This window comes from Curtobacterium sp. MMLR14_006, from assembly GCF_001864985.1.
Classification (GTDB): Bacteria; Actinomycetota; Actinomycetes; order Actinomycetales; family Microbacteriaceae; genus Curtobacterium.
This window is the reverse complement of sequence record NZ_MJGU01000012.1, coordinates 747,088-760,272: the sequence shown is the minus strand read 5'-3', so window position 1 is coordinate 760,272 and position 13,185 is coordinate 747,088. Positions and strand designations below refer to the sequence as shown.

The window sequence follows — 13,185 nt, the reverse complement described above, 5'->3', positions numbered from 1 at the left end:
CCGCGAGAGGAAGAGAAGTGTGCCCCCAGGAGGATTCGAACCTCCGCCCCTGCCTCCGGAGGGCAGTGCTCTATCCCCTGAGCTATGGGGGCCGAGGGGTGTCACCAACCGTAGCAGGTCCCGGGAGCGCTTCCGGACAGCGCGTGTCGCGTGCGGCGCAGGACGGGGCAGGTGACGGACGGGAGGCCCGTGGCGGCCTGGCACTGCGCCTCCCGTCCGTCGCCTCCCGCTGCGCCCTGCCCGCAGTTCCCAGCCCGCTGCGCCCTGCCCGTTGCTCGCCGGCCGCTGCCGTCGGTGTCCGCAGCGTGGACGCCGCCCGTCAGCCCGCCGGCGTGGCGGAGGCGGACGCCTGCAGGGCGGAGCGGGCGGCGTCGATGACGGGCTGGGCGCCTCCCGGCTCGGTGAAGAGCGTCGACTGCGCGGTGATCCAGTACGGGTCGGCGAACGCGTCGGCCCGACCGACCCCGTCGGCGAACGAGAAGTAGCCCTCGACCCGGTAGGTCGGCACGGAACCGCCGCGCTCGAACAGGGCGTCCTTCAGGTTCGTGAGCGACTTTTCAGGCAGGTCGGCGACGGCCAGCGTGATCGTCGTGGCGTCGTCGCCCGTACTGCGGAACTGGCAGACGCGACCGCGCTGGGCGGCGATCGTCGCGGCCGGGGTCCGCGCGGCCGGTCGGTACGACTCGTCGAGCGCGAAGGTCTCGCCGTAGACGGACAGGGCGGCGGTCGGCAGGAGGGCGGCGCAGGACTGCGACACCGGCGTCCCGACCGGGGTCGCGCTGGCCGACGGAGCGCGGTCCCCGCCGCCCGAGCAGCCCGTCAGCACGAGCGCGGCGACGGAGGCGGCGACGGCGAGGGTGATCGCCCGGGCACGGCTACGGGTCGTCATCCCGACATGATGGTGCATCGTCCGGCGTGCACCTGGGTGTCCCGGTAGACTCGTCCGCCGTGACTCCTGCCGAACTCTCCGCCGCGTACCTGTCGATCCTGACCGGGATCGTCGAGCGACGAGGCGCGTCCGAGACCGTGACGATCGGGGAGTCCCACGTGGCGCTCGAGCGGCCGAAGAACCGGGCGCACGGCGACTGGGCGTCGAACGCCGCCATGCAGCTCGCGAAGCGGCTCGGTACGAACCCCCGCGACCTCGCGACCGAGATCGCGGGCGAGCTGACCGAGCTCGACGGCGTGGCCTCGGTGGACATCGCCGGCCCGGGCTTCATCAACATCACGCTCGACGCGGCGGCTGCGGGGGAGATCGCCCGCACGATCGTCGACGGCGGCGAGTCCTTCGGGCACGGCGACCTGTACGACGGCGTCCGCATCGACCTGGAGTTCGTGTCCGCGAACCCGACCGGCCCCATCCACATGGGCGGCGTGCGTTGGGCGGCCGTCGGCGACTCGCTGGCCCGCGTGTTCCAGGCGCAGGGCGGCCTGGTCACCCGGGAGTACTACTTCAACGACCACGGCGCGCAGATCGACCGCTTCGCCCGGTCGCTCGTCGCGAGCGCGCTCGGCGAGCCGACCCCGGAGGACGGCTACGGCGGCGCCTACATCGCCGAGATCGCCGCCCGTGTCATCGCGACGCTGCCCGCTGGCACCGACGTCAGCGACATGCCGCGCGACGAGGCGCAGGAGCTCTTCCGCCGCGAGGGCGTCGACTTCATGTTCGCCGACATCAAGTCGTCGCTGCACGACTTCGGCGTGGACTTCGACGTCTACTTCCACGAGAACGCCCTGCACGAGTCGAAGGCGGTCGACCGCGCGATCGAGCGGCTGCGGTCGCTCGGCATGATGTACGAGGCCGAGGGGGCGCTCTGGCTCCGCACGACCGACTTCGGCGACGACCGCGACCGCGTCGTCATCAAGTCCGACGGGGAGCCCGCGTACATCGCCGGCGACCTGGCGTACTACCTCGACAAGCGCGAGCGCGGGTTCGAGCGCAACCTCATCATGCTCGGCGCCGACCACCACGGCTACGTCGGCCGCATGATGGCGATGTGCGCCGCGTTCGGTGACGAGCCCGGCAAGAACCTCGAGATCCTCATCGGGCAGATGGTCAACCTGCTCAAGGACGGGCAGCCGTTCCGGATGTCGAAGCGCAACGGCACGATCGTGTCGATGGAGGACCTCGTCGACGCTGTCGGCGTGGACGCCGGCCGCTACGCCCTCGTACGGTTCGCGAGCGACACCTCGATCGACATCGACCTCGACCTGCTCACCAAGCGCACGAACGACAACCCTGTCTTCTACGTGCAGTACGCCCACGCCCGCACGCAGTCGGTCGCGCGCAACGCCGCTGCCGCCGGGGTCGACCGCTCCGCCTTCGACGCCTCGCTGCTGACGCACGAGTCCGAGGGCGCGCTGCTCGGGGCCCTCGCCGAGTACCCGCGCGTGGTGCGCCAGGCCGCCGAACTGCGCGAGCCGCACCGCATCGCCCGGTACATCGAGCAGCTCGCCGGGCTCTACCACCGCTGGTACGACTCCTGCCGCGTGACGCCCCTCGGCGACGAGCCGGTGACCGACCTGCACCGCACCCGCCTCTGGGTGAACGACGCCACCGGCCAGGTCGTGCGCAACGGCCTCGGGCTGCTCGGCGTGAGCGCCCCCTCGCGCATGTAGCGCGGCGCGCAGGAACCAGGTTCCGGCGCGGCGCGCAGGAACCAGGTTCCGGACACAGCACCGCAGCTTCCCGCGGTGCTGTGTCCGTCCCACGGTGTGCACGACCGCCACCCCGCGCCTCCCGGCGGGCTGCCGGGAGCGCCTGGCAGGGTGGGACGCATGTCCGCCGCCACCGAGACCCCCCGGAAACGCCGTCGCTGGCCCGTCGTCCTCGTCGTGGTGCTCGTCGTGCTCGCCGGGCTCGTCGTCGTCGCCGAGTTCGTGCTCCGCGGGGTCGTCGACCGCATCATCGCCGAGCAGGTCGAGCAGGCGCTGCCCGACGGCACGACCGGCCAGGTGGACGCCCACGCCGACGGCGTCGTCATCCCGCAGCTCCTCCGCGGCACGCTCGACCGGGTGGAGATCTCGTCGTCGAAGCTCACCGTCGACGGCGTCCCGCTCGCCGCCGAGGTCACCGCCGAGGACGTCCCGGTCGACGGGAAGGGCGACGTGCACGACGTCGACGGACACGTCACGCTCGCGGCGTCGAGCATCAAGGACCTGGCGAAGTACAGCCCGCTGTTCGACCGGATGACCCTGGTGGACGGCGGCGTCGAGCTCTCCGGCTCGACGGCCGTGCTCGGCTACGACATCACCTACGCCGCCCGCGGCCAGGTCGTCGCGCAGGACGACGGCAAGGGCGTCACGATCACGCCGAAGACGGTGCGCATCACGAACTCGGCCCTCGGCCTGCAACTCGAGAAGATCCCCGGCGTCACGAACGTGCCCGTGCAGGTGTGCACGGCGACGTTCCTGCCGGAGGCGCTCCGCGTCCGCTCCTTCGACGTCTCGCAGCGGCAGGCCACGGTGCGCATCACCGCCGACGCCCTGCCCCTCACCGAGCAGGGGCTCCGCACCGTCGGCAGCTGCGGCTGACGACGCGGTTCCGTCACACGACGAGGAGGCGCGGCTCGGCTCGCTAGGATCGGGTCCCGTGAGCGAGAACCCCCTTGCCCCGCAGCGACTGCGGTTCCCGACGGACGCCTCCGAACTGGTGGACCGCATCTGGCCCGCGTCCGCCACGCGGACGGACGACGGCACGCTGGTCGTGGGCGGTGTCACCGCGACGGACCTCGTCGCGCAGTTCGGTACGCCGCTCTACGTGGTCGACGAGCGCGACGTGCAGTCCCGCGCCGTGCGGGTCCGCGACGCCTTCGCCGAGGCCTTCGGCCGGATCGGCACCCGGGCACACGTCTACTACGCCGGCAAGGCCTTCCTGACGACGCAGGTCGTGGCGTGGATGGCCGAGGCCGACCTCCGGGTCGACGTCTGCACCGGTGGCGAGCTCGCGGTCGCCCTGGCCGGCGGCATCGACGCGGCCCGGCTCGGGTTCCACGGCAACGACAAGTCGGACGCCGAGATCGCCCGAGCTGTCGAGGTCGGCGTCGGCACCATCGTGCTCGACAGCCACGAGGAGGTGCAGCGCGTCGCCCGCGCCGCCGCCGACGCCGGGGTCGTGCAGCGCGTCCGCATCCGGATCAACAGCGGGGTGCACGCCTCGACCCACGAGTACCTCGCCACGGCGCGCGAGGACCAGAAGTTCGGCATCCCGCTGTCCGAGGCCGTCGCCGCTGCCGAGGCCGTCCGCGCCGAGCCCTCGCTCGCGTTCGTCGGCCTGCACTCGCACATCGGGTCGCAGATCTTCGACGAGTCGGGCTTCCGCGAGGCCGCACGGCGCCTCGTGGACGTGCACGCCACGCTGGTCGCGTCCGGCCCGGTGCCGGAGCTCAACCTCGGCGGCGGCTGGGGCATCGACTACACCGAGGCCGACGCGGCCTTCGCGCCGGAGGACGTCGCCGAGGCACTCGCCACGATCGTCGCCGAGGCGTGCGCCGAGCGCGCCGTCCCGGTGCCGGAGATCGCGGTCGAACCCGGCCGGTACATCGTCGGCCCCGCCGGCATCACGCTGTACTCCGTCGGCACGATCAAGCCCGTGACGCTGGAGCTCGAGCCGCCCGTGTCCGACGGGACCGAGCAGGTGCTCGCGACCGAGGGCCACGCCCTCGCCGCCGACGCGCCGACCGCCCACGCCGCGACCCGCACCTACGTCTCGGTCGACGGCGGGATGAGCGACAACGCCCGCCCCGCCCTGTACGGCGCCGACTACACGGCCCGGCTCGCCCGGGCGTCCGAGGCGCCGGCGGTGCTCACCCGCGTCGTCGGCAAGCACTGCGAGAGCGGTGACGTCGTGGTGCAGGACGAGTACCTGCCCGGCGACGTGCAGCGCGGCGACCTGCTCGCCGTCGCCGCCACCGGTGCGTACTGCTGGGCGCTCTCGAGCAACTACAACCACGTCGGACGCCCGCCGGTCGTCGCGGTCGCCGACGGCGCAGCCCGTATCCTCGTGCGGGGCGAGTCGATCGACGACCTCCTCGCCCGTGACACCGGGGTCGTGCCCGTGCCCCTCGACGGCAGCGGCCACTGACCCCCGACCCGACGGCCCGCGGCCCGATGACAGGAACCACCAGATGATCGAATACCGCAACGTCCGCGTCGCGCTGCTCGGAGCCGGCTCGGTCGGATCCCAGGTCGCGCGGCTCCTCCTCGAGCACGGCGACGAGCTCGCCTCACGCGCGGGTGCCGGGCTCGAGCTCGTCGGGATCGCCGTGCGGGACGTCGACGCCGCGCGCGACGTCGACCTGCCGAAGGACCTCTTCACCACCGACGCCGAGTCGCTCATCCTCGGCGCCGACATCGTCGTGGAGCTCATCGGCGGCATCGAGCCGGCGCGCACGCTGGTCCTGCAGGCGCTGCAGTCCGGGGCCGACGTCGTCACCGGCAACAAGGCGCTCCTCGCGACCCACGGTCCGGAGCTGTTCGCCGCGGCCGAGCAGGTCGGCGCGCAGCTGTACTACGAGGCGGCCGTCGCCGGGGCGATCCCGATCATCCGTCCGCTGCACGACTCGCTCGCGGGCGACCGCATCGAGCGGATCATGGGCATCGTCAACGGCACCACGAACTTCATCCTCGACCTGATGGACCGCGAGGGCGCCACGTTCGAGGACGCCCTGGCGACCGCGACCGAGCTCGGGTACGCCGAGGCCGACCCGACGGCCGACGTCGAGGGCTACGACGCCGCGCAGAAGGCCGCGATCCTGGCGTCGCTGGCGTTCCACACCTCGGTGCCGCTCGCCGCCGTGCACCGCGAGGGCATCACCCACGTGACGATCGACCAGGTCCGCGCCGCCCGCAAGGCCGGCTACGTCGTGAAGATCCTCGCGACCGCGGAGCGCCTGACCGACGCGGACGGCCGCGAGGGCGTCAGCGCCCGCGTCTACCCCGCGCTCGTCCCCGAGTCGCACCCGCTCGCGAGCGTGCACGGCGCGAAGAACGCCGTCTTCGTCGAGGCCGAGGCCGCCGGCGACCTCATGTTCTACGGCGCCGGTGCCGGCGGCGTCGAGACGGCCTCGGCCGTGCTCGGCGACCTCGTGTCCGCCGCCCGTCGGCACGTCATCGGCGGCCCCGGCGTCGCCGAGTCGACGCAGTCGGCGCTGCCGGTCTTCCCGATCGGCACGGTGCGCACCCGCTACCAGATCGCCCTGCAGGTCGCCGACGCCCCCGGCGTGCTGTCGACCGTCGCCGGGGTGCTCGCGAAGCACGGCGTGAGCGTCGAGACCGTCGAGCAGACCACCGAGGGCGCCGCGGAGCAGACCGCCGCGCTCGTCATCGGGACCCACCTGGCCCGGGAGTCGGACCTGGCGGACACCGTCGCGGCCCTCCGCGGCGAGGACGTCGTCCTGGACGTGACCAGTGTCCTGCGCTTCGTCGGCGCCTGACGCACCACGGGCCTCCCGACCGACCCGCACCACCACCAGACCGACCCACCGGACAGAGAGAGAAGCCTGATGGCCCACCAGTGGCAGGGTGTCCTGCGCGAGTACGCCGACCGACTCGACGTGACGGCGGCGACGCCGATCGTCACCCTCGGCGAGGGCGGCACGCCCCTCATCCCGGCCCGTCGACTGTCCGAGCGCACCGGCGCCCAGGTCTACGTCAAGTTCGAGGGCATGAACCCGACCGGATCCTTCAAGGACCGCGGCATGACGATGGCGATCTCGAAGGCCGTCGAGCACGGCGCGAAGGCCGTCATCTGTGCCTCGACGGGCAACACGAGCGCCTCGGCCGCCGCGTACGCGACCCACGCCGGCATCACCGCAGCGGTGCTCGTCCCCGAGGGCAAGATCGCGATGGGCAAGCTCAGCCAGGCCGTCGCGCACGACGCCCAGCTGCTGCAGGTGCAGGGCAACTTCGACGACTGCCTCGACATCGCCCGCGACCTGGCGGCGAACTACCCGGTGCACCTGGTCAACTCGGTCAACAACGACCGCATCGAGGGGCAGAAGACCGCCGCGTTCGAGGTCGTCGACGTCCTCGGCGACGCGCCGGACTTCCACTTCCTGCCCGTCGGCAACGCGGGCAACTACACCGCGTACTCGCGCGGCTACCGCGAGGACGTCGCCGCCGGTCGCAGCACCAAGCTGCCCCGCATGTTCGGCTTCCAGGCCGCCGGCTCCGCCCCGATCGTCCGCGGTGAGGTCGTCAAGAACCCGGACACCATCGCGTCGGCGATCCGCATCGGCAACCCGGCGTCGTGGAAGTACGCGCTCGAGGCCCGCGACGAGACCGACGGCTACTTCGGTGCGATCTCCGACGAGGCGATCCTCGCGGCGCACCACATCCTGTCCGCCGAGGTCGGCGTCTTCGTCGAGCCGGCATCGGCCATCGGTGTCGCCGGGCTGCTCGAGCGCGCCGACGCGGGCGCCGTGCCGAAGGGTGCCACGGTCGTCATCACGGTGACCGGCCACGGCCTGAAGGACCCGCAGTGGGCACTCCGCACGCAGGACGGCGGCGAGGTCACCCCGACGAGCGTGCCGGTCGACACGAAGTCGATCGCCGACGTGCTCGGACTGGTCAGCGAGCAGTGAGCGCCGACCGCTCGTCCGGACCGGGGGAGGGCGTCGCCGCCCACAGCGCTGCACCGGCCGGACGGGTGGTCAGTGCCGGTCCCGCCGCCGGTCCCGTGCCCGCCGGGCGCGCGGTCCGCGTGCGCGTGCCGGCGACGTCGGCGAACCTCGGCCCGGGGTTCGACTCGCTCGGGCTCGCGTTGTCGCTGTACGACGAGGTCACGGTCCGCGTGCGCCGCGAGCCCGGATCGACCGTCACGGTCGAGGGGGTCGGCGCCGGCGAGGTCCCGACGGACGACACGAACCTCGTCGTCAGCGCCGTGCGCCGCGGCCTCGAGCACGCGGGCGTGCCGCAGCCCGGCCTCGAGCTGCACGCGACGAACGCGATCCCGCACGGCCGCGGCCTCGGGTCGTCGGCCGCGGCGATCGTCGCCGGGCTGATGGCGGCCCGCGGACTCCTCGAGGGCATCGTCGACCTCGACGCGTCGACGCTGCTCACCCTCGCCACCGAGATGGAGGGGCACCCCGACAACGTCGCGCCCGCGCTCTTCGGCGGTCTCACGATCGCGTGGATGACCGCCGACGGGCCGGCGTACAAGCGGCTCCTCGTGCACCGCGGTGTCGCGCCGGTGGTGTTCGTACCGACGTCGACCCTGTCGACGAAGCTCGCACGGTCCCTGCAGCCGGAGCACGTCCCGCACGCCGACGCCGCGTTCAACGTCTCGCGCTCGGCCCTGCTCGTCGCGGCGCTCATCCAGAGCCCGGAGCTGCTGCTCGCCGCCACCGAGGACCGACTGCACCAGTCGTACCGGGCGAGCGCGATGCCGGAGACCGACGTGCTCATCGGGGTGCTGCGGCAGCACGGTCTCGCCGCCGTGGTCTCCGGTGCCGGCCCGAGCCTGCTCGTGCTCGGCAGCGACCCGGCGCAGCGCCTGACGGCCGCCGACCTGGTCGACCGACACGCGCAGAGCGACTGGCGGGCGCTCATGCTGGCCGTCGATCTGGGTGGTGCTACAGTGGGGGCGCACTCGGCGCTCGAAGCCGAACCCGCGTAACCGCACGGATCGCCCGTCCCCCTGGACAGCTCCTGCGACGTCGCAGGGTCCGGTGCGCGGGGGCACATCTCTTTCTGATCACCGAATCCCGGTCCGTCGTCTGAACGGCGGTCGACGCACACCCGTGCGTCCGGGACGGTGGAAACTCTCCGCGTTCTGCGGTTCGAAAGGAAACACCGACCGTGACCGACAACAACTCCGCCCAGGTGGAGATCCCCGCCGACCTGCGCGCCCTCCGGCTGCCGGAGCTCCAGCGCATCGCCTCCTCGCTCGGCATCACCGGGCTCTCGAAGCTCCGCAAGGGCGACCTCATCGCCTCGATCGAGGACAAGCGCCCCGTCGCCGACGAGACCCCGGCCGCCCCGGCGACCACGCAGCCGACGCTGCCCGAGCCGACCGCCGACGCGACCCCCGCCGCGTCCACCCCGGCCACCGACGCGCCCGTCGCCGACGCCACCGACGCTCCCGCCGCCGACGCCTCGGCCGCGCCGTCGCGTGCCCGTCGCTCGCGCCGTGCCTCGTCGGGCGGCACCGTGAACGCCGCGCCGACCTCGGCCGCCGAGCACACGAACCACGCGCACACCGGTACCGAGGACCTGCTCGCGGGCCTCGACCAGGTGCGCGCCGAGAAGGACGCACAGGAAGCAGCGCAGGCCGGTGGCCAGCGCCGCGGGCGCGGTCAGCGCGGTGCCGACCAGCAGGCACAGGCCGCAGCCCAGCCGGAGCAGCAGGGCCAGCAGTCGCCGACGTCGGCAGACCAGGCGGAGCAGTCCGGCGCCGAGACCGGCGACCAGCACGACCAGAACGGCGAGCAGCAGGACCAGAACGGCGAGCAGGGCGAGGGCGGCCAGCGCCGCGGTCGTCGCAGCCGCGGACGCGGTCGCGGCCGTGGGCAGAACGCCGAGAACGGCGAGCAGCAGAACAGCGACCAGGGCGCCGGTCAGCAGAACGGTGGCCAGCAGAACGGCGGCCAGCAGAAGCAGGACGACCGCGCCGAGCAGCAGAAGCAGGGCAACGCCCAGCAGAAGCAGGGTGACGCGAAGCAGGGCGACGCCAAGCAGGACGACCGCGCCGAGCAGCAGAAGCAGGGCAACGCCCAGCAGAAGCAGAACGCGCAGCAGAAGCAGGCGCAGCAGAACGCCGACGAGGCCGAGGGCGGCCGCAGCCGTCGCCAGCGTGACCGCAAGCGCGGCCGCGGCGGTCAGAACGACGACTTCGAGCCCGAGGTCACCGAGGACGACGTCCTGATCCCGATCGCGGGCATCCTCGACGTCCTCGACAACTACGCCTTCGTGCGCACCACCGGCTACCTGCCCGGCCCGAGCGACGTCTACGTCTCCCTCGGCCAGGTGAAGAAGTACCACCTGCGCAAGGGCGACGCGGTCGTCGGCTCGATCAAGCAGCCGCGCGACGGCGAGCAGCAGAGCCGCCAGAAGTACAACGCGCTCGTCACCGTCGACTCGATCAACGGTCAGACCACCGACGAGGCGGCGGCCCGGGTCGACTTCTCCGACCTCACCCCGCTGTACCCGAACGAGCGCCTGCGCCTCGAGACCGAGCCCGGCAAGCTGTCGACCCGCATCATCGACCTCGTGTCGCCGATCGGCAAGGGCCAGCGCGGGCTCATCGTGTCCCCGCCGAAGGCCGGCAAGACCGTCGTGCTGCAGGCCATCGCGAACGCCGTCGCCAAGAACAACCCCGAGGCGCACCTCATGGTCGTCCTCGTCGACGAGCGGCCCGAAGAGGTCACCGACATGCAGCGCACGGTGAAGGGCGAGGTCATCGCCTCGACCTTCGACCGTCCCGCCGAGGACCACACCACGGTCGCCGAGCTCGCCATCGAGCGTGCGAAGCGCCTGGTGGAGCTCGGCCACGACGTCGTCCTGCTGCTCGACTCCATCACCCGCCTGGGCCGTGCGTACAACCTGTCGACCCCGCCGTCGGGCCGCGTGCTCTCCGGTGGCGTCGACTCGGCGGCGCTCTACCCGCCGAAGCGCTTCTTCGGCGCCGCGCGCAACATCGAGGACGGCGGCTCGCTGACCATCCTCGCGACCGCGCTCGTCGAGACCGGCTCCAAGATGGACGAGGTCATCTTCGAGGAGTTCAAGGGCACCGGCAACATGGAGCTCCGCCTGAACCGGCACCTCGCCGACAAGCGGATCTTCCCCGCCGTCGACGTGAACGCCTCGGGCACCCGTCGTGAGGAGCAGCTGCTCTCCGCCGACGAGGTCACGATCACGTGGCGTCTGCGCCGGGCCCTCGCCGGGCTCGACCCGCAGCAGGCCCTCGAGATCGTGCTGCGGAACCTCAAGGAGACGCAGTCGAACGTCGAGTTCCTGGTGCAGGTGCAGAAGTCGGTCCCCACGACCGGCGGCGCCCACCACAACGGTCACCAGGAGTAAGGCGTGTTCGAGTCGGTGGCAGGGCTGCTGGCGGAACACGAGGACCTGACACAGCAGCTGTCGGACCCCGCGCTCCACGCCGATGCGGCCCGGGCGAAGAAGGTGAACCGGCGGTACGCCGAGCTCAACCAGATCAAGTCCGCGTACGAGGCCTGGCAGGCGGCGGGGGACGACCTCGCCGCCGCCCAGGAGCTCGCCCGTGAGGACGAGGCGTTCGCCGACGAGGTCCCCGGCCTCGAGGAGCAGCTGTCGGAGCGCCAGGAGCGCCTCCGCCGGCTGCTCATCCCGCGGGACCCCGACGACGGCCGCGACGTCATCATGGAGATCAAGGGCGGCGAGGGCGGCGAGGAGTCGGCGCTCTTCGCGGCCGACCTCCTGCGCATGTACTCGCACTACGCCGAGACGAAGGGCTGGAAGGTCGAGCTCCTCGAGCGCACCGAGTCCGACCTCGGCGGCTACAAGGACGTCCAGGTCGCGATCAAGTCGAACGCGACCGACCCGTCCCAGGGTGTCTGGGCGCACCTGAAGTACGAGGGCGGCGTGCACCGCGTGCAGCGCGTGCCGCAGACCGAGTCGCAGGGGCGCATCCACACCTCGACCACCGGCGTGCTGGTGTTCCCCGAGGTGGACGAGCCCGAAGAGGTCCAGATCAACCAGAACGACCTGAAGATCGACGTCTACCGGTCCTCCGGCCCGGGCGGCCAGTCCGTCAACACGACGGACTCCGCGGTCCGCATCACCCACCTGCCCACGGGCATCACGGTGGCGATGCAGAACGAGAAGTCGCAGCTGCAGAACCGCGAGGCCGGCATGCGCGTGCTCCGCGCACGCATCCTCGCGCGCCAGCAGGAGGAGCTCGACGCGATCGCCTCGGACGCGCGCAAGTCGCAGATCCGCGGGATGGACCGCTCGGAGCGCATCCGCACGTACAACTTCCCGGAGAACCGGATCGCAGACCACCGCACCGGGTACAAGGCGTACGACCTGGACCGCGTGATGAACGGTGCGCTCGAGCCCGTCGTCCAGTCGGCCATCCAGGCGGACGAAGAGGCACGTCTGGCCGCCATCGGCGACCAGGACGCGTGAGCGACGGCCAGGAGGCCCGGCTCACCGCCGACACGGCCGTCACGTTCGCCGCGGATCGCCTCCTGCGGGAGGCGTCCGCGGCGCTCGGCGCTGCGGGAGTCCCGACGCCGCAGGTCGACGCCGAGCTCCTGCTCGCCTGGGCGACCGACACCTCGCGCGGCGCCGTGCAGGCCCGCGCGCTGATCGGCGGGACGATCGAGCCGTCGCACGTGGAGCGCTTCCGGCACGCCGTCGCCCGACGCACCACGCGCGAGCCCCTGCAACACATCACGGGCGAGGCGTACTTCCGCGCACTGACCCTCGCGGTGGGACCCGGTGTGTTCGTCCCACGGCCCGAGACCGAGGGCGTCGTGCAGTTCGGCATCGACGCGCTGCGGGCCACCGCGGTGCCCGCGCCGGTGGCCGTCGACCTGGGCTCCGGCAGCGGTGCGATCGCGATCGCGATGGACACCGAGGTGCCGAACGCAGTGGTGTACGCCGTCGAACGCTCACCCGAGGCCCTGCCCTGGACCCGCCGCAACGTCGACGCCCACGGCGGCACCGTCCGGCTCGTCGAGGGCGACCTCGCCGACGCGCTGCCCGAACTCAACGGCACCGTCTCCGTCGTCGTCTCGAACCCGCCGTACGTCCCCGACGACGCGATCCCGATCGACCCCGAGGTGCGTGACCACGACCCGGCGATGGCGCTGTACGGGGGGCCCGACGGCCTCGATGCCGTGCGGGCACTCGCCGAGACCGCCTGGCGCCTGCTCGTGCCCGGGGGAGTCCTGGTCGTCGAGCACGCCGAGCCGCAGGGCGCCGGCGTCCGCGAGGTCCTGGCGCGCCGCGGCTTCCGCACCCCCGAGACGCACGTCGACCTGACCGGCCGCGACCGCACCACCACCGCGACGCGCTAGGCGGGGTGGGGGCCGCGCGTGCCCGGGTGCTCGGGTGCTCGAGTGTCCGGGTGCTCGGGTGCTGTTCCGCGCGTGGTGAGATGTTCCGCGCGTAGCGAGCCGTTCTTTCCTGCTGTCTACGCGCGGTTCTGCTTCCCATGCCGGGCGCGATGGGACGGAACGTGCGGGGCGGGCGTGGGGCGGG

Annotated in this window: 10 protein-coding genes and 1 tRNA gene; 9 read left to right on the top strand and 2 right to left on the bottom strand. The window is 72.6% G+C overall.

Annotated elements, in window-relative coordinates; translation table 11 throughout:
* Positions 1-20 precede the first annotated feature (20 nt).
* Both BIU94_RS07095 and BIU94_RS07090 read right to left on the bottom strand, forming a co-directional pair.
* Positions 21-92, bottom strand: a tRNA-Arg gene (locus BIU94_RS07095).
* Between the two features lie 227 nt (positions 93-319).
* On the bottom strand, positions 320-889 hold the full coding sequence (locus tag BIU94_RS07090) for a hypothetical protein (protein ID WP_071255953.1): 570 nt from the start codon (positions 887-889) through the stop codon (positions 320-322).
* A 59-nt stretch (positions 890-948) separates the two neighbouring features.
* Here BIU94_RS07090 and argS point away from each other — a divergent pair, with 59 nt between their 5' ends.
* The 9 genes from argS (at position 949) to prmC (ending at position 13,001) form a co-directional block, all read left to right on the top strand.
* Positions 949-2,619 carry an arginine--tRNA ligase gene (argS, locus tag BIU94_RS07085; protein ID WP_071255948.1) on the top strand — a complete coding sequence of 557 codons (1,671 nt, stop codon included), beginning with the start codon at positions 949-951 and terminating at the stop codon, positions 2,617-2,619.
* A gap of 159 nt (positions 2,620-2,778) precedes the next feature.
* Entirely contained in the window at positions 2,779-3,534 is a 756-nt protein-coding gene (locus BIU94_RS07080; RefSeq protein WP_071255946.1) for an LmeA family phospholipid-binding protein, read from the top strand.
* Positions 3,535-3,592: 58 nt separating this feature from the next.
* Positions 3,593-5,083, top strand: coding sequence for an alanine racemase (locus tag BIU94_RS07075; protein WP_071255945.1), 1,491 nt, complete (start codon positions 3,593-3,595; stop codon positions 5,081-5,083).
* Between the two features lie 43 nt (positions 5,084-5,126).
* Positions 5,127-6,434: a homoserine dehydrogenase gene (locus BIU94_RS07070; protein WP_071255944.1), complete on the top strand. Its 1,308-nt coding sequence runs from the start codon at positions 5,127-5,129 to the stop codon at positions 6,432-6,434.
* A 69-nt stretch (positions 6,435-6,503) separates the two neighbouring features.
* The gene (thrC, locus tag BIU94_RS07065) at positions 6,504-7,583 is read left to right on the top strand and encodes a threonine synthase (RefSeq protein WP_071255939.1); all 1,080 of its coding nucleotides are present in this window, start codon (positions 6,504-6,506) and stop codon (positions 7,581-7,583) included.
* 95 nt (positions 7,584-7,678) lie between these two features.
* Positions 7,679-8,617 (top strand): homoserine kinase, encoded by a 939-nt coding sequence (gene thrB, locus BIU94_RS07060; RefSeq protein ID WP_071256472.1) that lies wholly within the window; start codon positions 7,679-7,681, stop codon positions 8,615-8,617.
* A 182-nt stretch (positions 8,618-8,799) separates the two neighbouring features.
* The gene (gene rho, locus BIU94_RS07055; protein ID WP_071255938.1) at positions 8,800-11,019 is read left to right on the top strand and encodes a transcription termination factor Rho; all 2,220 of its coding nucleotides are present in this window, start codon (positions 8,800-8,802) and stop codon (positions 11,017-11,019) included.
* A 3-nt stretch (positions 11,020-11,022) separates the two neighbouring features.
* On the top strand, positions 11,023-12,105 hold the full coding sequence (gene prfA / locus BIU94_RS07050) for a peptide chain release factor 1 (RefSeq protein ID WP_071255935.1): 1,083 nt from the start codon (positions 11,023-11,025) through the stop codon (positions 12,103-12,105).
* 62 nt (positions 12,106-12,167) lie between these two features.
* Positions 12,168-13,001, top strand: coding sequence for a peptide chain release factor N(5)-glutamine methyltransferase (gene prmC / locus BIU94_RS07045; RefSeq protein ID WP_071256469.1), 834 nt, complete (start codon positions 12,168-12,170; stop codon positions 12,999-13,001).
* Positions 13,002-13,185 lie beyond the last annotated feature (184 nt).